This is a genomic window from Microbacterium sp. NC79, assembly GCF_019061125.1.
Lineage (GTDB): Bacteria > Actinomycetota > Actinomycetes > Actinomycetales > Microbacteriaceae > Microbacterium.
In genome coordinates this window covers 743,192-768,601 of the sequence record NZ_JAHQYI010000001.1, presented here as the reverse complement: position 1 = coordinate 768,601, position 25,410 = coordinate 743,192, and the positions used below count along the sequence as shown (strand labels likewise).

Genomic DNA, 25,410 nt, shown 5'->3' with positions numbered 1-25,410 from the left:
CGAGCTAGCGCAACAACAGTGTCGCCGTCAGATACCGTACGGGCGCTTCACGGGCGAAGACGCGGCTGAGCTTTGCCGGGAGGATGGTGTCAAGTGACGGCGTCGTGCGACGGGCAACGAGGCGTCGCGCCGCCCGCACGTCATTCGGGTCTCCTGATCGACAGAGTGTGAGCACCTTCGCATCGAGTCGAGATACCTCGTTGAGGGCACGTGGAGCAAACTCAACCAGAGCCTCGATCGCAGAAGCTACATCCTGTGCGTCCTGTGCGCTCCAGTCGTGTTCAAGGGGACGCAAGGCAATCCACGACGTCACGTTCTGGCGCAGTGCTTTCACACCCAACGCATGGCGCGCGCGCTGGTTCAAGCGACGTGCCGCATCAGATGCGAGAAAAAGTGTCAGTGTTGCGGTGTCGTGGTGCATGGGACGCGGCCGCGTCGTTACGCGCTCGACAGCGTCATCATGAACGAGATACGCGGGGCCACCTCGGTCAAACGATATGCGGGTATCGGCAAACCACAGTGCCGCGGTGAATGGAAAATCTTCGCCCGGGCGCCCGTCAGCAACCGCGGGAAACCGAAGTTCGCCGACGGTTGTTCTCCGCAAGAGCCCAAGCGGGGCCGTGCGATAGGCCAAGCGATCTTTGACGCCAGAGAGATTGCGCTGACGGTAGGGCCGTGTCGGTGGCGTCAAAATGAATCCGCCGTGTGCATGACGGATTCGCGCCAAGACCGCGTCGCTCGTGGTCCTGCGAGCAACGGCAAGCCAAGAATCGATTGCTCCCGGCTCGAGCGAATCATCCGAACCCATGATGCTGACGAACTCGGCGTCTGCGGCGTCGAGTCCGGCGTTGAACGGACCGCTTGGATCCTTGCGACCATCGGAAACGTCAAGAAATCGGAGACGTTCGTCCGTGAGCCACGGACTGAGCAGGCCCGCAAACGCGCTGCGCGCAATGTTGTGACAGACCACTGTCACGCGCACGTTCGCCCGCGTGTGGTCAAGTACCGAAGACACCGCGCGATCAACAGCGCGAGATGGATCATGCGCGGCAATAATGACATCGACGTCGATCATCGTGCAACGCCCAAGAAATCGGCGAGCGCAGACGCTGACCTCGTGCCATCGTGCACATTTCGCACGAATGCTGGGCCGCGCGATGCCAGAGCAGCAGCTCCCTCACGGTCAGCAAGAACACCACGAAGAACGGTTTCAAGTGAAGCGATCGTGGCCTGCATGATCGGCAGTTCAGTACCCGCTAACGCCTGCACGCGTGCTCGGTTGTCATCGGTCACGTTTCCGATGACGAGTCGCCCGGATGCCAGTGCTTCGCACGCGGCCACGCCGTAGTCACCGAGGCGAAACTGATCAAGCACGATGTCGGCACGCGCAAAAAAGGCGGGGACATCCTTGGCAGGTACGCCCGTCAATCGCTCGTAACGGATGAGTCCTTCGTCGACGAGTCGTCGCAACATAGGCTCAATCGCTCGCGTGCCCTTAACGATCGGGCTACTCGGTGCGTGAACGACAAGCGGAACGTCATCAGCGAGCGGTGCGATCGATGATTGCCACTGCTCAACATCAATCACCACTGGCAACCAGGTCGCGGTCGGCACATCGTCAAGCATCCCGGGCGTCGACACGAAGACATCGGCTCCAGAACTGGCCATGAGCGCGTGATGCGCCGCCGATTCTTTCTCAAGTTGTCCGACAACGCTCCACTCTGAGTCGGCGTACGGTGAGTCGGGCACACGATCAATATGCGCTTGGGGGCGTCGCGCATCACTGCCATGGCTCAGCAAAGCGACCCGAATTCCGGCACGACGCAACGCAGCAATTTCTTCAGCCACCGTGGTTCCGTAAACGTCACCAAAGATGTGGCGTCCTGCCTCAATAATCACGTGCGTCGCCGACGAAAGAATCGCGGAGCGTTGCTTCTTGGCCCACCCGCGCGAGAGGAGATAGACAGATGCGGGTACCCGCTGATCGATGTCAAACCCGTACCCGGTTCCGGCCTGGTACGCCATCGCGACGGCATCAACACCGGGCAGGGTCTCAGCTGCGCGCGCCCACGCATACCCTTGGCGCGCGAAGTTGACCGGTCCGATGAAGAGCCGCACCGGCTTCTCTTCAAACGAAACGGGGGGCGGAACCACAAACTCCAGCCGCCGAGGAAGGATCCTTTTTAAGATGGGGTCAGGAATAACGCGGGCCGCACGAAGAGCCAGCGCCTTGGCGCCCCCGGGGAGTGCCATAGGTCAGCCCCGTGCCATCAGGTCATCAATTGCCTTGACCCAAATGGCCACCTGTGTGTCGCTCGATAGCTCGCGGGCGCTCGCATCGGATGCGTTCTTGAACTCAAGCACACGGGCAGGAGTGATGTCATTTTCGAGCACCTTTTGCAGGTCAACACTCGTGAATCCATCAGCGACGATGCCGAGTCCGTGTTCGTTCACGACGCGTTTCATTTCCGGCGATGGGCCGATGATGACGCCGAGACGCGCCTGGACGTAGTCAAACAGTTTGTTGGGTAGAGCCCACAGGTTATTGAAGTTCACGGCTGGCAACAGGTGCACACCAACGTCGTAGCGGTTCAGGGTTTGCGACAGCTCCGCATATGGCACCGGGTCATGCAGAGTGATCTTGCCGCTCGATGCTTGTGCCAACTGCCGAAGCTCTTCGAGGTAGCCGGGGTCATTTGGCGTGAGATACATGTCAAGGGTGACCGGCGCATTCGTGGCTGTCACTGCGTTCACGATGGCGTCGATGTTGCGTGCCCGTAGCGCCGCACCAGAGTGCACGAGCTTGATAACGTCGCCCACCGGCTGTGCGGCAGCGTCTACATAGGGCGCAGCGTTCGTGACGACATTCGGCCGAAAGCCAAAGCGGCGCTGATACTCGTCCGCGATCCCCTGCCCCACCGTTGTCCACGATGTTGCCCGGCGCACAAATGTGCGCAAGTTCCACTCGATGAAGGGGCGGACAAACCACCGGAACTTCCAGTCTTCTTCGTGCATACGTGGCGAATACTCGTGAAGGTCAGCGTGCACACCGAGGCGTGGTTTGAGTTCAAGTGCCAACGGAACAGCATCGACGTCATCCGCCAAGACGGCGTCAAACTGTTGTCCGATCAGCGCGGTGCGTGCAGCGGCAACGGCTTTGTTGTTGCGGTACGCGTATGCGTATTGCCGAAGAATAAGCGCCGGGCGCGAGTACCGCCACACGGGCGCGTCGTCAGGCAACGCAAAGTGCTCGGTCACTCCCGCAGGAGCGGGTCCGTACCCGCACGTCACAACGTCGTATTGCGCCGAGAATGCCTTGACTTGTTTGAGCACTCGAGCATCAGAGGCGATGGGTGAGAACGACAGAATCAAGAGTCTTTTCACGACGCCCTCCGAGGTGTCATTTGATGCGCAAAGTAGATGACGTATCGGCGCAGCACGCTCTCCCGTGCGAAAAGTCGCCAGGGCTTGAGAGGCACGAGTCGGTCGATCAGTGGTGAATTTTTCATTCTAGCCGTCGCCTCCCGCAGCGCTGTCTCGTCGCAGCTTTCCAGCACCGCAATCACAGCGCGGTCGCGACGGGGAAAGTCGTCGAGCGCAGCGGGCGAAACTTCACGCCACGTCGATGTCGTTTCACGAAGCGCGGTCAGTTCGTCGGGCGTGAGCGCGCGATTGTCTTCGAGACGCTTCGTTACCGCTCCGAGCACCTGCACTCGCATGATCTTCGCGGCAAGAGCCCGCCGGTTTCTCTCGCTCGTCGCGAGAAACCATGGTTCATCCGCCAACGCCCTCACCGCTGCAAACGCAACCGAAAGGTCGAGCACAGCTGCGGCCGTCACGCGGTCGTTCGCGTCATCGTGGATGAGGTAACCAGGCGCATTGCGCGCGTATGAAATCGATGCCGTCGCGAAGAGCCTGGCGGAGAAGGAGAGGTCCTCCCCCGTCACGAACTGTGGATCAAAGACCGGCGCCAACGTCGTGACGTAGTGCCGACGGATGATGCCGAGCGGGGCCGAGCGAGAGAACAGCCTGTCTTTGACCGGATGCAGGTGGCTCTTACGCCATGGGCGCGCCAACGGTGTCGCAATCGCTTCCCCGCCTGCATGCGCAATCGCGAAGATCACCATGTCGGCACCATCACGGTCTGCACGCGCAAGTGCGGCGTCAATGGAACCCGGTTCGAGTTCGTCGTCAGATCCGAGCAAGCCGACAAATTCGGCAGATGCGTGCGACAGCCCGTAGTTGAAAGGGCCCGAAGGCGATCGGATGCCGTCCGTGAAAGGCAGCACGGTGACCCGACTGGGGTCGAACGCCGAGAGCTTCTTTTCGACCAGTACGGGATCAAGACCGTGGGCGACCACGATCACGTTCGATTCGCCTGTCGAGGATGCAGCCAATGCGGAGGCAACCGCTCGCTCGATCGGACGTTCGACGTTGTGGACGGCGATGACGATCTGCACGCGAGCGTTCATACCAGACCAGCGAGTGCCGCCTGCTGAGCAAATTCGGGCTCAGTTGCGACCACGTCATCAAAGGTTCCGCGGGACTGAATCTGCCCATCGCGCATGAACCAGATCTCATCGCTATCGCGAATCGTAGACAGACGGTGTGCAACGCACACGACCGTGACGTCATCGAGCTCACGGATCGCATCCATGACCCGGGCCTCGGTCTTTGTGTCCAGTGCACTCGTTGCTTCATCGAGGACAAGAATCACCGGGTTGGAGTAAAGCGCGCGTGCGAGTCCCAAGCGCTGACGTTGTCCACCCGACAGGTTCATACCGCGGTCCCCAACGCGCGCGTCGAGTCCGCCTAAGCGCTTCTCGAGAACGTCGAGCAGCTGCGCGCGGCGCAACGAGTCTCGTACCCGGTCAAGATCAATGTCATCACCCCAGGTCAGCGCAACGTTCTGCGCAACGGTGCCATCGAATAACGACACGTCTTGTGGCACGTACCCCACCCGACTACGCCACTCAGACAAGACGTCCTCAAGCTGATGCTCGCCAAAAGCGATGCGCCCTGAACTCGGGCTCAAGAGCCCGAGCAGAATATCGATCAGCGTGGACTTTCCAGCGCCCGACGTACCGGCCACGCCGATGCGCGATCCCATGGGGAGCGTTGCCGAAACGGAACGCAAAGCGGCTTCAGATGAGTTGGGGTAGGTGTAGGAAACGTCGCTCAGCACCAGTTCGCGAGGATTACCCACAATCGGGTCGTGACCGATTTTCTCGGCATTTTCTACATACTCCTGGGCGGAGTTGATGTCATCGATAACGGCGCTCACGTGCGGAATGTTCGATGTCAGCTGATTGACAAGCGCTTGGAATCCGGTGAGCGCTGGCACCAATCGCATGCCAGCCACGCCGAAGAGGGCAACAGCGGCGATTGCCGACTCCGGACCTGACGTAAACAGCGCGAATCCGCCAACGAGAAGGAAGCCACCGACCAACGCCGAATCAAGGATGAAACGGGGCATCGACGCCAGGAAATTGAGGTTGGCGCGCGCCTTCGCAGTGAAAATACGGTTGCTGTGTACAACAGCCGCAACTTCAGCCGACTTGTTGCGAAGCGTGATTTCTTTCAATGCACCGACCATGTCGGTCAGCAGCGACGCCACTTTAAACGAGTAGTCGCGGTTAACCTGCCCCGCGCGAATTGTTCGAGCGGCCAGCCCCCAATAGAGCACGAATCCGATAATGCCCAAGTAAATGAGCGTCACCAGAGCTGTGCTCCACTGGGCAACGAAAAGCAAAACAATGATGGCCACTGACGTGACCACAAGCGTGGACAGGCTCATAAAGGGCAGGAGGAACCCTCCCGTCACGTTGGCAATGCCAACGTCAGCCATCCGCACGAGCTCCGATGTGTTGCGCGTCAGGCGTGCCGCCCAGGGGGCCTTAATATACGCATCGAAAAGACGATCACCGATCTCGAGCTCGTACGTTGCCATCCGCCGCGTCGACGTCCACTGCAAGACCACCGACAGTGCGGACTTGACAATGATCAGTAGCGAAACGGCCAGAATGATCCAGACGTACCCGTCAGGCGGGACCGGTCCAATGATCGGCAGCGGAACAGCAGCTCCCTGAATCATTGCATTCAGCGAAGCCGCCAACAGCATCAGCGCAGCAACGTCGAGCAGTGCTAGGGACGCGGACAGAACCATGAAGCGGAAAATGTATGATTTTGCGCTCGCGGGTAGATGCGGCAGGATTCGACGAAAATTTTCAAAGATCGCCTTCATCGATCAGTCCCGTCCCTCGCCGTACGGCGCGAGTTCAAAGCGTGAAGACGCTGTTGGTCCGTGCCGACTCCAGCGCGGCCTCAACGACTCGCAGGGTGCGCAGACCCTGCGTCATCGTAACGACATCGCTTTCTTTACCCAGAACGGCGTCGCGGAAGGCTTCGTGCTCTACACGGAGTGGTTCGCGCTTTGCAAAGGCGAATCGTGTGACATCGCCTTCCGAAACACCGCGGAACTGCGCCATCGACTCCCACTCGAGGTCGATCGTTCCGTTGGCGTAGAAGGTAAGGTCACCGGTCGACGTGTCGGCGATGAACGCGCCTTTCTCACCCGTCACAACGGTGAGGCGTTCCTTCATGGGGCTCAGCCAGTTGACCAGGTGGCTCGTGATGACGCCGTTTGCCAGGCGACCTGTGATCGCGATCATGTCTTCGTACTCGCGACCGCTCTTGAACGCGGTCTGTCCGAACACCGTCGTGAAGTCGCTCTGCACGACCCATGCCGTGAGGTCAATATCGTGCGAAGCGAGGTCCTTGCCAACACCAACATCAGCGATTCGAGAAGGGAAGGGCCCCTGTCGACGCGTTGCGATTTGGTAAATAGCACCGAGGTCGCCTGCTTCGATGCGGCGACGCATCTGCTGCAATGCCGGGTTGAAGCGCTCGACGTGACCAACCGCTCCGACAAGGCCGCGCGATTCGAAGGCTTCGACCATGCGCTGGCCCTGCTCCACAGAATCTGCGATCGGCTTTTCGACGAGCGTGTGCACCCCAGCTTCAGCAAGCTTCAACGCTGCTTCCTCGTGGAAGCGCGTGGGAACGGCCACGACGGCGATATCAATGCCAGCTTCGATGAGAGCGTCAACGTCTGGCAGGACCGGGAGGCCCTTCGCAACGCTGTGAGGGTCTCCCCCGGGGTCGGCAATCGCGACGAGCTCGATGCCATCCACCTCACGCAGTACGCGAGCGTGGTGGCGTCCCATCATCCCGACGCCGAGAAGTCCAGCGCGAAGAGTCATTATGCACCAGCCTTTGAGACCGCGTTGACCGCCGCAACGATGCGGTCAAGGTCACTCTGCGAAAGCGACGGGTGCACCGGCAACGAAATGACTTCGCGAGCGGCGCGCTCGGTCTCCGGCAGGTCGAGGCCCGGAGCGTACGGCGCAAGCGACGGCAGACGGTGGTTAGGAATCGGGTAGTAGACGCCTGCACCGACGTTGTGCTCGCTCTTCAGCGCTGCGACGAACCCGTCGCGGTCATCCGCGACACGGATCGTGTACTGGTGATAGACGTGCGTTGCACCCTCAGCAACCGGAGGAACGATAACCCCCTGCAGGTTGGCGTCGAGGAACGCCGCGTTCTCCTGGCGAGTCTTCGTCCAGGCTCCGACCTTGGTGAGTTGCACGCGGCCGATCGCCGCGTGAATGTCAGTCATACGAGCGTTGAAACCGACGATCTCGTTCTCGTACTGCTTCTCCATGCCCTGGCTACGCAGCAACCGCGCCATGCGCGCGATCTTCTCGTCGGCAGCGACGATCATGCCGCCCTCACCGCTCGTCATGTTCTTCGTCGGGTACAGCGAGAACATCGCGAAGTCACCGAAAGAGCCGACCGGCTCACCATGCAAGGCAGCTCCGTGAGCCTGAGCAGCATCTTCGTACAGGCGGATGCCGTGCTTGTCGGCGATTGCGCGAAGTTCGCGCATGTGTGCCGGGTGGCCATACAGGTGAACCGGCATGATGCCCTTGGTCCGGCTCGTGATCGATGCTTCAACCGACGCCGGGTCAAGCGTGAAGGTCTCTGGCTCAATGTCCGCGAACACAGGCGTAGCGCCCGTGAGAGCGACAGAGTTACCTGTGGCAGCGAAGGTGAACGACGGAACAATGACTTCGTCGCCAGGACCGACACCCGAAGCCAGCAAGCCAAGGTGGAGACCGGAGGTACCACTGTTCACAGCAACCGACGGACGACCAGGCACAAAGTAGTCGCTGAACTCCTTTTCGAAGGCGGCGACTTCAGGGCCCTGAGCTATCATCCCGCTGCGGAGAACACGGTCAACAGCCGCGCGCTCTTCGTCACCAATGATCGGCTTTGCGGGTGGAATGAATTCAGTCACGCGGACTCCTCTTGCAATGTTTCGTTGGACTCGACGTAGCGAGTGCCAGTGGTGGGGCAAACCCACACATTTTCTTCGTCAGTGGGTTGAAGCGGCGTACCCGCCTTACCCACCCAGCCGATGCGCTTCGCCGGTACTCCGACGACGAGTGCATGCGCTGGCACATCTTTGACCACAACGGCACCGGCGGCAACTGTCGCCCAGGCGCCGATGGTTACCGGAGCCACACACGTTGCGCGCGCGCCGATCGATGCGCCCTGCTCAATCGTGACGCCCACCGGCTCCCAGTCGTGCGCGCTCTTGATGGTTCCATCCGGGTTAATCGCACGCGGGTAGGTGTCATTCGTCAGTACAACGGCCGGACCGATGAAGACACCGTTGCCAAGCTTCGCTGGTTCGTATACGAGCGCGTAATTCTGTACCTTGCAGTTGTCGCCCATGACAACACCGGTACCGATGTAGGCGCCGCGCCCGACGATACAGTTCTCGCCCATCTGTACGCCCTCGCGCACCTGCGCGAGGTGCCAAATGCTGGAGCCTGCTCCGATACTGGCACCATTAGCTACATCTGCCGTGTCTACGATACGGACGGGCAATTCGGCAGTCACGATGCGGTGTTCCTATCTTCGGTTCCCAACGAGGACGCGGTGTCCATCCTACTCGCGCGGGAGCTGGAAACCTGAGCGATTACTTGGGCGACACGGTGAGCAACGGCAGACAGAGACACGTTTTCGCGCGCCCATGTGCTCCGGCGTTTACGTTCCGCCTCGCGGATTCCTTGGGCCTCATCAGCGAGCATCGTGCGCATGGCAGCTGCAACGGCTTCAACAGTGAACTCGGTCGACATGCCAAGGTCTGCGTCGCGCACCAGAGCACCCCCTGTGTTCGGCCCGGCAAAGAGCACGGGGGTGCCCACAGCGGCAGCCGCGTATGTCTTCGTGGGTTTGGCAAAGTCATACCCAATGCCAGGAACGATGCTGACCAGAGCGCCAACAGCACCCTTGATCCAGGACGCGGATTCCGCCGGGCTCACTACGCCACCGAAATCGACGCGGCCAGGAACGAGCTCGTCAGCGACGTCACGCAATGCGCCCTCAACGGCGCCCTGTCCGAAGAACTTCAGTCGAACATGCGGGTATTCCCGCGCAATCGAGGCAAAGGCACGCACGAAGATATCGGGCTGCTGCCACTCGCTCATCGTCCCGGTGTAGACAAAATAGGTTCCGTCTTCGTCCGGCGTTGGGACGTCGGGGTGAAAAATGTCAGTCGCAATGCCGTTACCGACAGTGGCAACCCGGTCGCGATCGGCACCGAGCAGAACGAGGCGCTCAGTAACTTCATCAGAAACGGAAATTGTGGCAGCCGCGCGGCGCAACACAGCGCGTTCCATGAACCGCATGATGCTGACGACAATGCGCGCCGCGCCCATGGAGGCAACTCCGTCTGTCCAGACATCCGCGGCGTAGTACACAAACGGCTTGCGCTTGAGCCACGAAGCGATGGCAACCACGAGTCCCGTCGTCGGCGGCGACTCGGCAACCGCGACGTCATATCGCGTGAACAGCGAACGGACAGCTGCCGGAGCGTCGAATGACGCGTACTGCACGTAGCCTCTCACGTTGCCGCCGCGGTCACGTAGCACGGGCCACCGCTTGATGGTGACGTCAGTCGGATCGGGGGTACGCGGCGCGTGCTTGGGCGGACGTGTCGTCAGCACGGTGACCTCTGAGCCTTCACGAGCAACGGCACGCCCAAGCGCACCTAGACGAAAGGCGCCGGCACCGACCTCAGGCGGGTACAGACGAGTGACGATAACGACGCGGCTCACGGTGCGTCCTCGTTTGAGTCTGTTGCCTTCTCATTCAATCGCGCTTCGAGGTCTGCAAGACGACGATCTTGGAAAGCGCTCTGTTCTGCCAAAGCTCGTAGCTTCTCCTCCACCCTGGTGAGCTCAGCACCGTACTGGAGCGAGACCAGGAACAGCAGACCGATGGCAACGAAGAAGGCGAGGTTGGTGGGAATCGAAATGCCCAGTAGTCGCGCCGTGCTGGTGAGGATCTGCGGAAAAATGGCGATAATCAACGCGAGCGTGCCGCCGACAAACCACCAGAGCGCATGCCGCTCGCGCAACGTACCACGACGCGTAAGCTCAATAATTGCGATCAGCGTCAGAAGCGCCGCAACAATACCGAATGCGTAGGTCATGGGGTTCACGATTTCACCTCGGCGACGGTCACTCGAGGACGCATCATCGCCAATAGGAGTGCGGCACCCGCGCGCACCAGGTAGACGGCAGATTTGATGGGACCGTGTGAGGGTTCGCCGCCCTGTCGCGCACGCATGGCTACGGGAATTTGCCGAATACGCATGCCACTGCGAGCCGCGATAACAAGCGCCTCAATCGTGTCGCCGAGATACTCTGCGGGATAGTTGTCGGCGAACAGGTCCACAGCACGAGGCCCAGCAGCTTTAAATCCGCTGGTGACATCGGTGAGCTTCTGACGCGCGATGGCGCCGATCACCATGGCCAGCGTCTTCATGGCCCACTTGCGAGGGCCACGCACACCGTAGTCGCCAACACCGGCGAACCGCGCCCCAATGACGATGTCAGCATCATCAAGACCCGCAACGAGCGTCGGAACGAGTCGAGGATCATGTTGGCCGTCAGCATCGACCTGCACAACCACGTCGTAGCCGTTAGCTCTCGCATACCGGAAGCCAGCACGCATCGCTCCCCCGACCCCGAGGTTAAATGGCAACGCGAGTACTGTGGCGCCCGCAGCCGTAGCCGCGGCTACCGTGCCGTCGGTTGAACCGTCGTCAATGACCACGCACGTCGCCGTCGGCACGGCCGCGTGAACGTCGCGGACCACGTCCGCGACAGACTCTTGTTCATTCAACGCCGGTATGACGATGAGAACGGAGTGGTCCACAATTTCCATCGTTTCAAGCTTACCTGGCTCGCTGGCGGACTCTACTCAGCGCACGCAGTGATCTGCCACACTGACACGTCTCCGACGCCGGCGACTTTCGAGAATCCGGGCTGGCCGTCAAAGTCAGTCATACCCGGCATCTCATAGCGCCCTGGTTCCGTACCGCCGATTCCGAAGTCGAGAACGTACTGTGGGCTCCCGAACGTAGCCAACGCGTCACAAACTTCTGGCACGGATGCGACGTCGCGCAACGATTCCGCCAGAATCCACCAGTCTTCGTTCACGGGCGGTGCCCATGTTTTCGGGTTTACGTCCAGACCACTCAGCATGTAGCCGAACCCAGAACCGGTGCTGGGGTTTGCGATCACCCGCGCGTCAGCAGGCAAAAGTTCGTCCAACGATTCAAGCATCTGACGCTCGTCCGTTGACAAATACGTTGAGTCACCTTCGACGTAGAGTGATTCTGTTTCGAACTCCCCGTAGAGCGTTGGCATCGGGACCGGTCGCAACAGCGTGATCACGATCATGACGAGTGACGCGACGCCCACGGTCAGCCACGAGTCTGACCGATCTGAAGTTTCACGACCCGATCGGGCGGCCCACCAGCCTGTCGCCTTGCGGACGGTGATCGCGAGGCCGTATGCAGCGAGCGGAATCGTGAGCAGCGGTGCCAGCGCGGCGACGCGATACGGATCTGCGTACCAGGCGCCAAGCAATTCGACGCGAATGAAGTCGCGACCAACGGTAGCCGCAACAAAGTAAAGCGCGGAAATACCGGCCCAGGCAACAACGACCCACCGATTCGCTGCGGTGAGCGTAGCGACAACGAGACCGATCAGCATGAACACGCTGACGGCAATTGCCGGGGCCATGAAAATATGTGCGTTCGTCAAAATGTCGAGGCCGGCTTGCAACCGCCCTCGGAACGGACCCCAGTGGCTACCGCTTGTCGAATGCGCGAAGAAGTACCAGACCACCGCAAGGCCACCCCACGTCACGGCAATAGCTGCTAGCTTCACGATGATCCGGACGGACGAGCGCACGATCTGAGAGGTCAACCAGATCGATACGACCAGGCCGCCGGCCAGAAGCGTTGCCGGTTGTGCAAGCGCAATTGCTCCAACGGAGGTCATGACCAAGAGCGCCGACAGGAGCCAGGTGCGCCAATCCGCACGAAGGCGCAGCCACTCAGGAATCGACAGCACAACAGCCAACGCGGCCGGAAGCATTGCGGTTGACAGTGCGTTCGGGTACAGAACCCCCCACTGGAACATCAGGATGGGGAAGGTCTGGAGGGCTGCGGCGAGAATACCAGCGGCCGCCGCGGCCGAATCGGACCGGAAAATGACCTTCGTCAACCAGGCAATTCCCAGTGGCCAAATCGCTGCACCGACCACCAGGGTGACGGCGTTTGCGGCCACCGCAATGTCCGCACCGGAGATCAGCACGAGCATCGAAGTGATCCCATGCCATGCGGCCGGATAGAACCCGGTGCCGCCGATGAACCCGCTGACATCGAGTGCCGACGCCGAGTGAGTCTCGAGAATGTATCGAACGGCGTTCAGATGGAAAATCGCGTCATTCGATTGCGAAATGCCATCGGGGTGCTGAATATAAGCAATCAGTCGCCACAGCGTGAGAAACCCGCCGATCGCAATCGCGATTGCGACGAACCATTCCCGATGTCCCCGCTCGCTGTGCGGCATCGGCGCGAGCCAGCGCATAATGAGGCCGACAGCGAACATCACGATCATGGCTGCGCCGAATGCCACCGGTGTCCACCCAATGCCAGCCAGGTCTAGGACGAGCGCGGAAACACTGATCATCGCGACGCTCATGACCGGTGCAAACGCGACGAGCATGAGTCCGCGTACTCGTACGATGGCAAGCAGCGCAAGGCCGGGAGCGAAGATGAGGCCAGCGGCAAGCGCGATCACATAGCTAGAGCCAGCCCACTCGGCAATCACCCTTCGATCCTTGCGAGCGCATTGTCAATGTCGCCGTCGAAAATGATCTGACCCTTGTGCACCACGACGCCGCGTGTGCACAGTTCACGTACCATTTCGGCGTCGTGGCTCACGACGACAAGCGTTTTGCGCTGCGCAATCAGTTCCTGGAATTTATCCCGGCACTTCTCGCGGAACGGCGCGTCACCGACGGAAAGAATTTCGTCGACGAGGAGCACGTCAAGTTCGACGTGAATCGCGACGGAGAAGGCAAGACGCATAAACATGCCTGATGAGTAGTGCTTGACCTCTTGGTCAATAAACTGCTCGATACCGCTGAACTTGACGATGTCGTCGTAACGCTCTTCGATCTCGTGCTGCTTCATACCGAGGATGGCGGCGTTCAAGAACACGTTTTCACGCCCGGAGAGTTCAGGGTGGAAGCCAGCACCAACCTCGATAAGGCCAGCCACACGACCGCGTGTCAGTACTTCGCCTTCGTCAGGCTGCATGACACCCGAGACGAGCTTGAGCATCGTTGACTTGCCCGACCCGTTGAGGCCGAGAATCGCAACAGATTCTCCCTCGTTGATGACAAGGTCGACGCCACTGAGCGCTTCGAATGAGCTCGTACGTTTGCGTCCGCGCACGAGGGCAACCATCGTGTCTTTCAGAGAGAACGCGTGGTTAAGGGTGAATGTTTTCTTGACGTTTTGGAGAATGACGCTGGGTCGCGACGTAATCATCGATGCACTCATAGGTCCTGCGCAAACCTTCCTTCAAGCTTGCGGAACACAAGCTGGCCCAACGCAAAGACACCAAGAGCAATGACAAACGCCCACAGTGTGTTTGAGAGCATGTCTGGCGCGACCGGGTTCGCCTGGATAACCGCGTTGTCTGAATGCGCAAGATCAGTCACGGGTACCCAGAATGCGAAGTGGAAGAGTTCGACAGCCTGCGTGATCGGATTGAGCAGATAAATCTGAGTGATCCAATTGGCACCGATCTTCTGCGCTGCGTCAGCAACCATAGTCCAGTGGTACAGAACCGGAGATGCCCAGGTCGCCAACATCAGCAATAGCTCGACGATGTTCTCGGAATCCCGGAACCGCACGTTGATGGCTCCGAAGAAGAGCCCAAGTCCGAGTGCAAAAAGCATCGTGAGAACGACCGCAGCGATAACGGCCACGATCTGCAATAGCGAGAACTGCGCCCACCACCCCATCACCAAACAAACAATGGCGAGCAAACCCAGCTGTGGGAGGAAGTGTGTCAGCGCCACAATCACCGCGGATACCGCGAACAATTGGCGGGGCAAATAAACCTTTCGCACCAACGGAGCATTACCGACAATCGACGTCGTCGCATTCTTGAATGCCTCGCTGAACAGGTTGATCACGATGATTCCGCTGAACAAGTAGACAGCGTAGTTTGGCACCCCTCGGCCGAGGTCGAGGAGGAGCCCCATGACAACCCAGAAGACCAGGAATTGGGCGGCTGGGCGCACATACGACCAGGTCCATCCCAGTACGGAGTTGCGGTAGCGCGTCGTCACACCCGTGCGGACCAGGAGCTTCAGCAAGTATCGCCATCGCACCACGTCGAGCAGACCGCGGCTTCGACCAGGGACGTCAAACTCCGATCGCGGAACGTTCGCAAAGAGCGACGGGGATTCGGCCAAGATAACCTCTAATTCAATATGTGGCGCACGAGAGGGCACTCGGCCGATAATTCTAGAGGACGAGTCCTGCGAGTAGCCCGAAGGACTCGTTAGCCGAATGTGGTGATGCCGTTCCAGCCGGTGCCAGCAGCGCGTGGTGCGAGCCAGCTCCCTCGACCGTTTCCGGGGTACAACAACAGCTCACCCGTAATGGTACGCGCGAATACGTCGACGTTTCCGTCCTGGTTGAAGTCTCCCGCACTAACGACCGCGGTCATTTTTTGCCAGCCCTGGCCGATCTGGTAATTCGTACCCCAACTACCCTTACCGTCCAGCGGGTAGAGCCACAAAGCGCCGTCCTTCGTGCGCGCGATGAGATCAACAGTGCCATCGCCATCGAAATCGCCTGCGGAGAAAACCTGGTCAAAGATGTTCCACCCCGAGCCCACGAGCTTTGGTTCTCTCCAACCGCCCAAGCCATCGCCGAAGTAGGCCCGCAACGAACCATCGGCCAGGCGTGCGAGAACATCAGGGTTGCCGTCTCCGTCAAAATCGACGTTGCCGACGATCATGGTGATGGGCGCCCAACCACTGCCGATCTGGCGTGGTTTCTGGGTGAGGTCGGCACTGGAGTACAACCAAAACAATCCGCTGGCGTCTACCATGCCGAAGTCAGAACGGTCGTCGCCGTCGAAGTCTCCCATCGGGAAAACTCGCCCCTGAGGGGATACAGCACCGATCTTGCGAACGTCAGCATTCCACCAACCTTTGCCATCGGATGCGTAGATTCGCAATTCTCCGGTCGCCGTAATCGCGGCAAGATCGACGAGGCCATCCCGCGTCAAGTCGCTAGCACCGCCTGCCACGGGAAGGCTGACTGAGACACTGTTAGGCCCAGTCGATGCCAGGTGGCTGATCGGATTCCATCCGGTTCCCGACGTGTGCGTCGGACCGAAGCTTCCCTTGCCGTTGGTCGTGTAGACCACGATGTTTCCGGCCTTGTTGCGGGCGATCACGTCGATCTTTTTGTCCGACGTGATGTCTGCGCTCACGACAACGGCAGACATGACGTCCCAGCCCTGGCCGATTTGGGTAGTTGAGGCAAAGCCGCCGGTACCATCGCCGCGATACAGCATGAGAGCGCCATCGGCCCGCACTCCAACAACGTCGCCGTTGCCATCACCATCGAAGTCAATGCCGGCGCTGATGTGTTTGATACCCCCAAACCCTGTTGCGATTACACCGACCAATTCGACGCCGGCGCGGGTACCACGCCACAACTCGAGCTTGCCGTCGTTCGTTCGCGTGATGATGTCGCTACGCTCATCGCCATCGAAGTCACCCGCACCGTAAATCGCGTTAATTCGTTTGCCATCGATGGGCAGAACCCGCGGCGTGCCCGAGAACGCTGATCCATTGCCTGGCAACAAGCTGACCACGCCCGCCGAGTTCAAAACGACGAGGTCACGTTTTCCGTCACCCGTCAGGTCACCCACCATGGTCACGCTCTTGGGCGTTTTCAGTCCACTCGCGACCTTCACTCGCGTCCCCCAGTGGTCGCCGTTGAGCGGGTATGCCCAGACATCGCTACCGCTCACTGCGTACAACGCGCCGTCTTTATCGGTCGACCGCCACGTCGGTGCTTCGAAGGCAGGAATTGTCGGAGGCACGACCGGCGGGGTGCTCCCCGCGAAGGTCGAGCCGAACCAGTCGTTGAAGTAATTGAAGAAGTTACGGTTTCCGTACGCGCTACAGCGGTCGCCTTCACCGTAGCCCGCTCGAATTGCAGCTGCGTTTGGCTGATACGGGGTGTAGTAGTAGAGACTTGCTGTCGCTTGGTTCTCGATCCGGACTGAGCCGCTGCCGCAAGCCGCATCCGGGTTATAGCGCACCTGCGATGTCTTGCCGACCGGATACCAGTTGAAATAGTTGTACGTTCCAGGCGGGTTCGTGTAACGCTTCATCTGCCACATGCCGCCGTAGATCTGTGAGAAGAATCCCTTGTACGCGGCGCTACACCCCGCAGGCGTGTCCGGGCAATCTTGACCAAGAGCGGCGTCATAGCGCCAGCTGCTTGGCCATACGTGAGTTACCAGTCCCTGCTCTTTCTGCAGCATGACGAGGATCACTTGCGGGTTAATTCCGCACGACTGCGCGACCTTGGAGATGATGCGAGCGGCCGACTCATTCGTTCCGCCGGTATACCCATTGCACATCTGGTCTTTTGACTTGTTCGTCGTCGTTTGCTTGAAATCTTTCAGGCAGGTATAGCCGGGCTGACAGACCGGAACCTTCTGGTTCAGGAACGTCTGAATCTGCGCTTCTGTCATCGTCGATGAGTTATAGAAGACAGCATCGTCGATGATGCGCCCTGCCTGAAACTTGCTCAGATCGGCGGCCTTGACGATGCCGCTGACGGCATCAGCATTCGAGGTGACGTTGGTGGCCGATACATCGACAGCCACTGCAGGAACCGACACACCGCCAAGAAGACCAACAATAAGCGCGAAAGCGGCCACAATAGTGACGACAAATGAGCGCGCTCGGGCACGTGCGGGGGTGGGGCGCATGTGACCAGTGTGGCTAATGTGACGGATGATGGCAAGCACATCCGACTCTCCGCACGTCGTGTCGTACCGCTGGCGGCACCTAAAGTTCCGCGTGAAGTTGCCAGACCTGCTCAGCCGCGCTCTGCCACGAGTATGCCCGTCCACGGTCGTTGGAGAGCACCCGAAGTCGCTCCCCCTCCGCGCCGACTGCATGCGCAACGGCATCCTTCAGGTCCGCGTTCGCCCCAAGCATGCCGCCATCGCCAATCACTTCCCGATGAACCGCGCTATCGGTTGCAACAACCGGAATCCCGAGGCGCAGCGCCTCAATGATCCGCCACGGCCACGCCACGCGTGAGCCCGCGAAGACCGCCACATCTGCTTTGGCCATTACAGCGGCCCGGTCAGGAGCGTCCAGAACCCCGCGCACGTGAATATGCCGCTCGGGAATCCCCACAGCAGCAGCCAACTCCGCGATCCGAGGTTCCGCACCCTCCGCGGCACCCACAACAACAACGTCCCGCTCAGCTGTCACTCCGCCAGCCGCGCCCGCGAGCGCGTCGGCAATGTCTTCTTCCGGAACACGATCAACCGGAACCACCACAAACGATGCCGGAATGTTGAGGTCTCGAAGCCGCGCCGCGTTATCGCTCGTCACAACAAAGTGGGAGGGAGCCGCACCCGCTATCACGCGAATGCGTTCGCCGAAACCGTGCAAGTCGTGCAGTTTCGCTGCGAGTGCGAACGTTGGAACCACGATGGCGTCCGCGTGTTTCGCGGCTCGCTTCAGCATGGCGCGCGTCCACAGACGCTGAGTCTTGGAGATGCTCGACTTCGATTCCCACGCGTCGTAATCCCACAATGTAACGACCGTCTGGTCTCCTCGGTTGGCGCGGTCGTGGCGTACGAGCGGCGCCATCAACGATGCAGAATGAATCAAGCCGCCGCCCACTGTCCCCGCGATACCTAGCGGCCAGGAGGCCGCAAGTTCGCGCCTGGCGAGCCCAATCGGTTGCACTTCGCGAAGCCCAGAAAACGATGAAGCGAGATGTTCGTCGCCACTCGGTGCAATGGCTGCAACATCGCATCCGCGCGGTGCCGACGCGATCAACGCTTGCAGCAGGTCGCCGCTCGCGTGGGCGAGGTCGTTGTCGGTAGGCGCGACCAGTTGGTCGGCAACGAAGCGCAGTGTCACACCCATATCGCTATGCTGGCGTACCCGCCTAGCCTTCACCACCCTCGTCGTCCGGAACGACCGGGTGCAGCGTCTCCTGGATCATCTGCTGAATGGCAGCGTAGTCCGGGTAATCGGGGTCAACGAGCGGCGGAACCAGCTCAATCGTGGTCATCGGAAGCGACTGCGATTTCTCGGCGATGCCGGCAAGCTTGGCAAGCAGCCCCTTCGGAATGTCGGTGCTCACCAAATCGCTTCCGGCCTTCGCAATGTCTTGGAAGCGCAACAGCACCGTCTGCGGGTCAAACTGGGCGAGGATCGCCGCCTGCAGTTCGCGCTGGCGCTCCATGCGATCCCAGTCGCTAGTTGTGTAACGCGAGCGGGCATACCACTGAGCGGTGTCGCCATCCATGCGCTGCTGGCCGACTTCGATCCATCCGATGGCCCACTCGTCGGCGCTCTGACCCTCGTACGCGGGCCCGCCGCCCTTCGGCAGACGCTCGGTCACGTTGATGTCGACGCCCCCGAGAGCATCGATCAGGTTCGCGAAGTGGCTCATATCGATAAACGCGTAATACGGAATCTCAATGCCGAGCACACCCTCCGCTGCGTCCTTCGTCGCCTCAATTCCAGGGGTGGACGCTTTCCCTTCCGCATCGGGGTAGAAATCGGCGCCGTTGCGGCACAGCATCAGCTCAGTATTGAGCTGGTTGATCTTGCCTTCCCAACCACACGTGGCATCGCTGTGGCCTTCATACCCGTCCGGGTACAGGTCAGCCATCGGCCCGGGCGCAAACGGAACGTTGGGCATGTCACGCGGAATACCGGTGATGGTCACCTGACCGGTCTCGGCGTTGACCGAAACCACAGAGATACTGTCGAACCGCATCGAGTCACGGCCATCACCACTGTCGGCACCGAGCAACAAAATGTTGTAGTACCCGTCAACAGGCTCAGCAACGGGCCCGTTTTGGAAGACATCGTCGAGTGTCTCCCCTGTGACACCCACCAGATTTGCCGCGTACAGAGCGCCACCCGTACCGGCGAACATCAGCACGACAGCGAGACCCGCGATGCCAAAGCGTGCCCCGCCACGGGCACGCACAAACTTCACGAGGCGCAAGGTATCGACCGCCAAAACAAGCCACAAAATCGCGTACGCGAACATGATCGCTCGGGCGACGTACAACAGCCACGTCTGCTCCAGAACAATGAACAGCCAATCGCGCGCGAAGAAGAAAATGCCAAGCCCAACCAACGCAACCAACCACAGCGTCAGAGTGGCAGCCAAGCCGACACGACCGAGCTTGCGGTTACCGGCAAGAACCTGGGCAGAACCCGGAATCAGAAAGCCGAGGAGCACCAACCACCAGCCACGACGCGTCATGACCGCTTCGCTCGTCACGTCCGGATATCGCATCGGCCTCGTCGAGCGCGCGGCACTCTGGCCGCCGCGGGCAGCCATCACAGGGACGCCTTGAGCCGCGCGTTCTTCTCCTCGACCTGGGCCTCGAGTTCGCGAGCGTACGCTTCGATGCGGTCAGCGATCGCGGGGTCGTTCGCGCCAAGAATGCGGGCGGCAAGGAGGCCGGCGTTCTTCGCACCACCGATCGACACGGTGGCAACCGGAATGCCGGCGGGCATCTGCACAATGGACAGCAGCGAGTCCATGCCGTCAAGAAGAGCGAGCGGAACCGGAACACCGATGACAGGAAGGGCAGTGACCGAAGCGAGCATGCCGGGAAGGTGCGCGGCACCACCCGCGCCCGCAATGATGACCTTCAGTCCACGAGCACGAGCCTTCGTGCCATATTCGTGCAATTTTGCCGGCGTGCGGTGTGCCGACACGACCTCAACTTCGTGTGCAATGCCGAACTCGGTGAGTGCAGCGGAGGCATCAGCCATCACGCGCCAATCCGAGTCGGAGCCCATGACGACTCCCACGAGTGGCGATACAGACGAGTGCAAGGGTTCAGTCACCTGTCCAGGCTAGGCGTGCGGCCTGGAAATTTGCCCGTGCGGCGCGCACCTTTTGCGGCAAATTCGCTGAAAAGTATCGTCAAACGAAGAACGCCTTGGCCGCACGAGCTGCTGCCAAGATGCTCGCGGAGTCCTGGCCAGCCGCATTCACGTGACCAACCTTGCGACCAGGACGCGGCTCCTTGCCGTAGGTGTGAATCTTCACTCCGGGTTGCGCGGCCATCGCGGCGTCAAAACGAGACTCCAGGCTCTCCCCCACCGGCCCACCGAGGATGTTGAGCATGACGGCGTTACCTGCGGTCGGCGCCGTGGCCCCGAGCGGCAAGTCCAGCACCGCGCGCAGGTGCTGTTCAAACTGGCTCGTGATGGCACCATCTTGCGTCCAGTGGCCACTGTTGTGCGGGCGCATCGCAAGTTCGTTAACCAAAATGCGACCGTCGCGAGTCTCAAAGAGCTCAACAGCGAGCATGCCGGTCACCCCGATACCTTCGGCGATAGCAATGCCCAGCGACTCCGCCCGCGCCAACAGTTCAGCGCTCGCACCCGGCGCAGGTGCCAGAACCTCAGAGCACACGCCGCCCTCCTGCACCGTTTCCACGAGCGGATAAGCGACAACCTGCCCTGACGGACGGCGCGCGACCTGCTGCGCCAACTCCCGCGTGAAATCAACGAGCTCTTCAACGAGCAAGGCGCCGCCATGCGCATCTTCAGCGAGCGCCGCGAACCAGTCATCGGCACCGTTCGCGCTGTCAACAACACGAACACCCTTACCGTCGTACCCGCCTCGGGCCGTCTTGACAACGGCACGGCCACCATGGGCGTCGAGGAAGGCGCCGAGTTCGGCCGCAGTGGTTACCGCCGCCCAGTCTGGCTGGGGCGCGCCCAGCTCGGTGAGGCGCTGGCGCATGTCGAGCTTGTCTTGCGCGAAGCGCAATGCGTCGGCGCCGGGGTGTACCGCGATCCCGGCGGCAGCCATCGCGCGCAGCACATCCTGCGGAACGTGTTCGTGATCGAAGGTGATGACATCGACGTCACGCGCGAAGGCAAGAACGGTGTCGAGGTCGCGATAGTCGCCAACGGCCGACGCGGCGAGCGCCGCAGACATCCCCTCTTGTTCGGCGAGCACACGAATCTCAACGCCAAGCTCCACCGCCGGGGCAATCATCATTCGAGCCAGCTGTCCGCCGCCAATGACACCTACACGCATGAACACTCCTTCGCTCCCTCTCTATTGTTCCGCATGAATCACAAGGCTCATCACCGTGCGTCGCAAACAGCGAGCGGAACCAGAATGCGAGTTGCGTAGAGGCGGGCCGCCGTGGCCTCCGCCATCGGTAACTACACGCTGTACGGCAGGGCCTGGGCGTCGCGGTGGGCGAGGATCTGGTTGATCTCAACCTGATCGACGAGGACTTCATGAATCAGGCGCACGTTAGGCACGTTGCGCAACAGCATTGCGGGCTCCGCACCATTAGAGAGCGAAATGTTGCCCGCGCCCCACAGCCGTTGCAACGGACCGCGAGTGAGGGTCATGGTGTATCCCCGTGCGTGTGTGAGCTCGCGACGATGACGCATCAGCAACCCCGTCGTGGTGATGACACGTCGAGTGGTGATCGTGTATCGACGGCTCAGCCACACCAGGAACGGCACAATCACGAGCAGCAGGACGATGGCCCCTGCTGCCGCCCACAGCATCACATTTGTGAATGGTTCCGGCAGGTTATCCGTGAAATATCCGGTGAGCCCTGCGACCGCGATGAGAACGAGTGCGCTGAGGAAAAGGCGGCGTATTTGCCCCCGAAAACGCGCGATCAAGTGCTCCTGTGAGGGCGCACCTGGCGGCGGCATGGAGGGCCGCCCACTGATCATGCTGGGCTGAGTCACGATTTCATTGTGAACCAGGTCACAGACATTGCTCTCAGCCTCGCCGCAAGGTTCAGTGTTCTATCAGCGCACGTGCACAACGTCGCCAGCCGAGACCGTGCGCGTTTCACCGTCGACAACAACCTGAAGTCGCCCGTCGGTGTCGATCCCGATCGCGTCTCCCGTGTAGCTTGTCCCGCCTGGCAGGTGAATGGTGACGACTTTGCCGATCGTGGAGCACACCGCGGTGAAGCGGCCAAGCAGCCCAGACGCCACCGCGTCGCCATCGCATTCACGCAGGCTGTCAAGCTCGGCCGCGATCCGTCCGACGTAGTGCGACACCAGGAGGTCAAGGTGTACTGGCTTGCCTTGCATCGCGAAGCTCGTCGCAGTCTCCACCGGAGCCTGTTCCGCAGTCATCGCGGTATTCACGCCACCACCCACCACGATCGCGTCACCGCTCGCACTGAGTTCCGCAAGAATCCCGCACACCTTCTTGTCTCCAACAAGCACATCATTTGGCCACTTCATCGACACCGCGGTGCCGAGTTGAGCGGCGATCGACTCCGTCATTGCAAGCCCGGCGATCAACGGCACCCACCCGCGGGCTGGTTCCGGAATCTCGGTTGAGCGCAACAGCACCGATAGCGCCAGCGACGCACCGGCCGGCGCCTGCCAGGAACGATCAAGGCGCCCGCGTCCGGAGCGTTGATCATCAGTGAGCAACAGCGACAGATGCGGCCACGCGGCCTCATCGGCGCTGTGTGCGAGAAGATCGGCGTTTGTCGATCCGGCGCTCTCAACCACCGTGATCCGCGGAGTGTGTGCCGCTGTCAGCGGAAAGTCTGCCGTGCTCATGACCATGACGTCACCCTACGCCGAACCCGCTCAAAGGAGAGGGCGAACAGACGATTCGTAAAGTCGTTGTCGATTGTCTCTAACGAATGCGGCAACCCCGCCGGTAGGGTTGACTCCGTGACGGACACGAACGACCTTTTCACGACGGCTGGCAAGCTCGCAGATCTGCGCGCTCGATACAACGAGGCAATCGTTGAACCCGAGAAGCTTGCGCAGGAGAAACAGCACGCCAAGGGCAAGTTCTCGGCGCGCGAGCGTATCGAGATGCTGCTTGACCAGGGCAGCTTCGTCGAGCTCGATGAGTACGTGCGCCACCGCACCACCGCGTTTGGCATGGACAAGTCCCGCCCGTATGGCGACTCGGTTGTCACGGGTGTCGGAACCATCCATGGCCGCACCGTCGCCGTCTATTCGCAGGACTTCACCACGTTTGGCGGCTCACTCGGTGAGGTCACCGGTGACAAAATCATCAAGGTCATGGACTTTGCGCTGCGCAGTGGTATTCCGATCGTTGGCATCCTTGACTCGGGCGGTGCCCGCATTCAGGAGGGCGTGCTCGCGCTCAGCAAGTACGGCGAAATCTTCCGCAAGAATACGGCCGCTTCCGGTGTGATCCCGCAGATCTCAATCATCATGGGTCCGGCTGCCGGTGGCGCCGTGTACGGCCCCGCGCTGACCGACTTCGTCATCATGGTCGACAAGACCAGTCAGATGTTCGTTACCGGCCCCGACGTCATCAAGACGGTGACGGGTGAAGATGTCGGCATGGAAGAGCTCGGTGGCGCATACACGCACAACACCCGCTCGGGTGTGGCTCACTACCTCGCTTCCGACGAAGATGACGCGATCGATTATGCGCGCACCCTGCTGTCGTTCCTGCCAGACAACAACCTGTCAGAAACGCCCACCTACGCTTCGGCCTTCACGTGGGAGACCACCGATGAAGACCGTCAGCTGAACAGCATCATTCCTGACCAGCCGAACCAGCCATACGATATGCACGAAGTCATCGGGCGCATCGTTGATGACGGCGAATTCATCGAGGTTCAGCCGCTCTTTGCCCCGAACATCGTGATCGGTTTCGGACGCATCGAGGGACGCACCGTTGGCATTATTGCCAACCAGCCTTCACAGATGGCGGGCACGCTCAACATCGAGGCTGGCGAAAAGGCGGCCCGTTTCGTACGGTTCTGCGATTCGTTCTCCATTCCGATCGTCACCCTGGTCGACGTGCCCGGCTACCTTCCCGGCACCGACCAAGAATGGACGGGCGTCATCCGACGTGGCGCGAAGCTGATCTACGCGTACGCGGAAGCAACGGTGCCGATGGTCACTGTGATCCTGCGTAAGGCGTACGGCGGTGCGTACATCGTGATGGGTTCCAAGCAGCTCGGCGCTGACGTCAACCTGGCATGGCCGACCGCTGAAATTGCCGTCATGGGCGGTCAGGGCGCCGTGAACATTCTGTACCGCAACGACCTCCGTAAGGCAGAAGAAGCGGGCGAAGACGTCAACGCGGTACGCACCCGCCTGGCGAATGAGTACACGTACAACGTCACCTCGCCTTTCCTCGCAGCCGAGCGTGGCGAAATCGACGGCATCATTGAGCCGGCACAGACTCGCGTCATGATCGCCAAGGCCGTGCGGGCGCTTCGCGGCAAGCGCGTCGAAGGTCCGCAGAAGAAGCACGGAAACATTCCGCTGTGAGTGAGAACCCCGACCTGTCGATTGCGGTCACCAGCGGCGAACCGACGCCGGAAGAGCTGGCTGCGGTCATCGCTGTCATCTCTGAGACCTACGTCGCCGAAGTCGAAGCGGCAAAGACCGAGGACAAACCGGGCCTTTCCGAGTGGATGCGCACACGGCGACAAATGAGAAGCTCTCCCGACCGCAACATCGGATTCGGGTCCTGGGCTCGCTAGGCCTCTCCCCCAGCGGCGATCTCGAGGCAACGCGCGCCGTTGCCAGACGGGTGATGTCGTCCGTTGCACGCTCTGAACCACCGAATGTGAGTTGCGACGCGCCCGGGAAACACCAAAATCCACCCTTTTGTCCCCCAAAGTACCTACAGACACCGATGACTGCGGC

The 25,410-nt window shown here is 60.7% G+C and carries 23 protein-coding genes; 2 read left to right on the top strand and 21 right to left on the bottom strand.

Going from position 1 to position 25,410, the window contains the following annotated elements:
• Positions 1 to 4: 4 nt before the first annotated feature.
• From KTJ77_RS03335 to KTJ77_RS03235, 21 genes are all read right to left on the bottom strand, one after another.
• Positions 5 to 1,075 (bottom strand): glycosyltransferase family A protein, encoded by a 1,071-nt coding sequence (locus KTJ77_RS03335; protein ID WP_217337086.1) that lies wholly within the window; start codon positions 1,073 to 1,075, stop codon positions 5 to 7.
• A complete protein-coding gene (locus tag KTJ77_RS03330; RefSeq protein ID WP_217337085.1) occupies positions 1,072 to 2,253 on the bottom strand; it encodes a hypothetical protein in 1,182 nt (393 codons plus the stop codon). The genes KTJ77_RS03335 and KTJ77_RS03330 overlap by 4 nt, the downstream gene beginning before the upstream one ends.
• Positions 2,254 to 2,256: 3 nt before the next feature.
• Complete coding sequence (locus KTJ77_RS03325; RefSeq protein WP_217337084.1) at positions 2,257 to 3,384, bottom strand: glycosyltransferase family 1 protein; 1,128 nt, start codon at positions 3,382 to 3,384, stop codon at positions 2,257 to 2,259.
• Positions 3,381 to 4,460, bottom strand: coding sequence for a glycosyltransferase (locus KTJ77_RS03320; protein WP_217337083.1), 1,080 nt, complete (start codon positions 4,458 to 4,460; stop codon positions 3,381 to 3,383). Before KTJ77_RS03320 ends, KTJ77_RS03325 begins: the two co-directional genes overlap by 4 nt.
• Before the next feature lie 8 nt (positions 4,461 to 4,468).
• Complete coding sequence (locus tag KTJ77_RS03315; RefSeq protein WP_254367350.1) at positions 4,469 to 6,166, bottom strand: ABC transporter ATP-binding protein; 1,698 nt, start codon at positions 6,164 to 6,166, stop codon at positions 4,469 to 4,471.
• Positions 6,167 to 6,278: 112 nt separating this feature from the next.
• Complete coding sequence (locus tag KTJ77_RS03310; protein WP_217338307.1) at positions 6,279 to 7,265, bottom strand: Gfo/Idh/MocA family protein; 987 nt, start codon at positions 7,263 to 7,265, stop codon at positions 6,279 to 6,281.
• Positions 7,262 to 8,359, bottom strand: coding sequence for a DegT/DnrJ/EryC1/StrS family aminotransferase (locus tag KTJ77_RS03305; protein ID WP_217337081.1), 1,098 nt, complete (start codon positions 8,357 to 8,359; stop codon positions 7,262 to 7,264). Before KTJ77_RS03305 ends, KTJ77_RS03310 begins: the two co-directional genes overlap by 4 nt.
• Complete coding sequence (locus KTJ77_RS03300; protein WP_367948813.1) at positions 8,356 to 8,967, bottom strand: DapH/DapD/GlmU-related protein; 612 nt, start codon at positions 8,965 to 8,967, stop codon at positions 8,356 to 8,358. The genes KTJ77_RS03305 and KTJ77_RS03300 overlap by 4 nt, the downstream gene beginning before the upstream one ends.
• Positions 8,964 to 10,187 carry a glycosyltransferase family 4 protein gene (locus KTJ77_RS03295; protein WP_217337080.1) on the bottom strand — a complete coding sequence of 408 codons (1,224 nt, stop codon included), beginning with the start codon at positions 10,185 to 10,187 and terminating at the stop codon, positions 8,964 to 8,966. Before KTJ77_RS03295 ends, KTJ77_RS03300 begins: the two co-directional genes overlap by 4 nt.
• The gene (locus tag KTJ77_RS03290) at positions 10,184 to 10,564 is read right to left on the bottom strand and encodes a DUF2304 domain-containing protein (RefSeq protein ID WP_217337079.1); all 381 of its coding nucleotides are present in this window, start codon (positions 10,562 to 10,564) and stop codon (positions 10,184 to 10,186) included. The genes KTJ77_RS03295 and KTJ77_RS03290 overlap by 4 nt, the downstream gene beginning before the upstream one ends.
• Before the next feature lie 5 nt (positions 10,565 to 10,569).
• Complete coding sequence (locus tag KTJ77_RS03285) at positions 10,570 to 11,301, bottom strand: glycosyltransferase family 2 protein (protein WP_217337078.1); 732 nt, start codon at positions 11,299 to 11,301, stop codon at positions 10,570 to 10,572.
• A gap of 32 nt (positions 11,302 to 11,333) precedes the next feature.
• Positions 11,334 to 13,259 carry a DUF6541 family protein gene (locus KTJ77_RS03280; RefSeq protein ID WP_217337077.1) on the bottom strand — a complete coding sequence of 642 codons (1,926 nt, stop codon included), beginning with the start codon at positions 13,257 to 13,259 and terminating at the stop codon, positions 11,334 to 11,336.
• Positions 13,256 to 13,984, bottom strand: coding sequence for an ABC transporter ATP-binding protein (locus KTJ77_RS03275; RefSeq protein WP_254367348.1), 729 nt, complete (start codon positions 13,982 to 13,984; stop codon positions 13,256 to 13,258). Before KTJ77_RS03275 ends, KTJ77_RS03280 begins: the two co-directional genes overlap by 4 nt.
• 8 nt (positions 13,985 to 13,992) lie before the next feature.
• Positions 13,993 to 14,919 (bottom strand): ABC transporter permease, encoded by a 927-nt coding sequence (locus tag KTJ77_RS03270; protein WP_217337075.1) that lies wholly within the window; start codon positions 14,917 to 14,919, stop codon positions 13,993 to 13,995.
• Between the two features lie 89 nt (positions 14,920 to 15,008).
• Positions 15,009 to 17,468: a VCBS repeat-containing protein gene (locus tag KTJ77_RS03265; RefSeq protein WP_217337074.1), complete on the bottom strand. Its 2,460-nt coding sequence runs from the start codon at positions 17,466 to 17,468 to the stop codon at positions 15,009 to 15,011.
• A gap of 79 nt (positions 17,469 to 17,547) precedes the next feature.
• Positions 17,548 to 18,648 carry a glycosyltransferase gene (locus KTJ77_RS03260; protein WP_217337073.1) on the bottom strand — a complete coding sequence of 367 codons (1,101 nt, stop codon included), beginning with the start codon at positions 18,646 to 18,648 and terminating at the stop codon, positions 17,548 to 17,550.
• 22 nt (positions 18,649 to 18,670) lie between these two features.
• Positions 18,671 to 20,041, bottom strand: coding sequence for an LCP family protein (locus KTJ77_RS03255; protein WP_254367347.1), 1,371 nt, complete (start codon positions 20,039 to 20,041; stop codon positions 18,671 to 18,673).
• A 44-nt stretch (positions 20,042 to 20,085) separates the two neighbouring features.
• The gene (gene purE, locus KTJ77_RS03250; protein ID WP_217338304.1) at positions 20,086 to 20,553 is read right to left on the bottom strand and encodes a 5-(carboxyamino)imidazole ribonucleotide mutase; all 468 of its coding nucleotides are present in this window, start codon (positions 20,551 to 20,553) and stop codon (positions 20,086 to 20,088) included.
• 127 nt (positions 20,554 to 20,680) lie between these two features.
• Positions 20,681 to 21,814, bottom strand: coding sequence for a 5-(carboxyamino)imidazole ribonucleotide synthase (locus KTJ77_RS03245; protein ID WP_217337072.1), 1,134 nt, complete (start codon positions 21,812 to 21,814; stop codon positions 20,681 to 20,683).
• A 125-nt stretch (positions 21,815 to 21,939) separates the two neighbouring features.
• A complete protein-coding gene (locus KTJ77_RS03240; protein WP_367948812.1) occupies positions 21,940 to 22,485 on the bottom strand; it encodes a PH domain-containing protein in 546 nt (181 codons plus the stop codon).
• A gap of 63 nt (positions 22,486 to 22,548) precedes the next feature.
• Complete coding sequence (locus KTJ77_RS03235) at positions 22,549 to 23,322, bottom strand: biotin--[acetyl-CoA-carboxylase] ligase (protein ID WP_254367345.1); 774 nt, start codon at positions 23,320 to 23,322, stop codon at positions 22,549 to 22,551.
• 117 nt (positions 23,323 to 23,439) lie between these two features.
• Between KTJ77_RS03235 and KTJ77_RS03230 the strand changes: the two genes are divergently transcribed.
• Together KTJ77_RS03230 and KTJ77_RS03225 are read left to right on the top strand one after the other, a co-directional pair.
• On the top strand, positions 23,440 to 25,029 hold the full coding sequence (locus tag KTJ77_RS03230) for an acyl-CoA carboxylase subunit beta (RefSeq protein ID WP_217337070.1): 1,590 nt from the start codon (positions 23,440 to 23,442) through the stop codon (positions 25,027 to 25,029).
• The gene (locus KTJ77_RS03225; RefSeq protein ID WP_217337069.1) at positions 25,026 to 25,244 is read left to right on the top strand and encodes an acyl-CoA carboxylase subunit epsilon; all 219 of its coding nucleotides are present in this window, start codon (positions 25,026 to 25,028) and stop codon (positions 25,242 to 25,244) included. Before KTJ77_RS03230 ends, KTJ77_RS03225 begins: the two co-directional genes overlap by 4 nt.
• Positions 25,245 to 25,410 lie beyond the last annotated feature (166 nt).

Excerpts from the sequence above, each read along its gene's own strand:
- KTJ77_RS03315 (WP_254367350.1), bottom strand. The coding sequence starts at position 6,166 with ATGGTTCTGTCCGCGTCCCTAGCACTGCTCGACGTTGCTGCGCTGATG.
- KTJ77_RS03335 (WP_217337086.1), bottom strand. The coding sequence starts at position 1,075 with ATGATCGACGTCGATGTCATTATTGCCGCGCATGATCCATCTCGCGCT.
- KTJ77_RS03255 (WP_254367347.1), bottom strand. The coding sequence starts at position 20,041 with ATGCGATATCCGGACGTGACGAGCGAAGCGGTCATGACGCGTCGTGGC.
- KTJ77_RS03260 (WP_217337073.1), bottom strand. The coding sequence starts at position 18,648 with ATGGGTGTGACACTGCGCTTCGTTGCCGACCAACTGGTCGCGCCTACC.
- KTJ77_RS03265 (WP_217337074.1), bottom strand. The coding sequence starts at position 17,468 with ATGCGCCCCACCCCCGCACGTGCCCGAGCGCGCTCATTTGTCGTCACT.
- KTJ77_RS03285 (WP_217337078.1), bottom strand. The coding sequence starts at position 11,301 with ATGGAAATTGTGGACCACTCCGTTCTCATCGTCATACCGGCGTTGAAT.
- KTJ77_RS03235 (WP_254367345.1), bottom strand. The coding sequence starts at position 23,322 with ATGAGCACGGCAGACTTTCCGCTGACAGCGGCACACACTCCGCGGATC.
- KTJ77_RS03330 (WP_217337085.1), bottom strand. The coding sequence starts at position 2,253 with ATGGCACTCCCCGGGGGCGCCAAGGCGCTGGCTCTTCGTGCGGCCCGC.
- purE (WP_217338304.1), bottom strand. The coding sequence starts at position 20,553 with ATGGGCTCCGACTCGGATTGGCGCGTGATGGCTGATGCCTCCGCTGCA.
- KTJ77_RS03275 (WP_254367348.1), bottom strand. The coding sequence starts at position 13,984 with ATGATTACGTCGCGACCCAGCGTCATTCTCCAAAACGTCAAGAAAACA.
- KTJ77_RS03290 (WP_217337079.1), bottom strand. The coding sequence starts at position 10,564 with ATGACCTACGCATTCGGTATTGTTGCGGCGCTTCTGACGCTGATCGCA.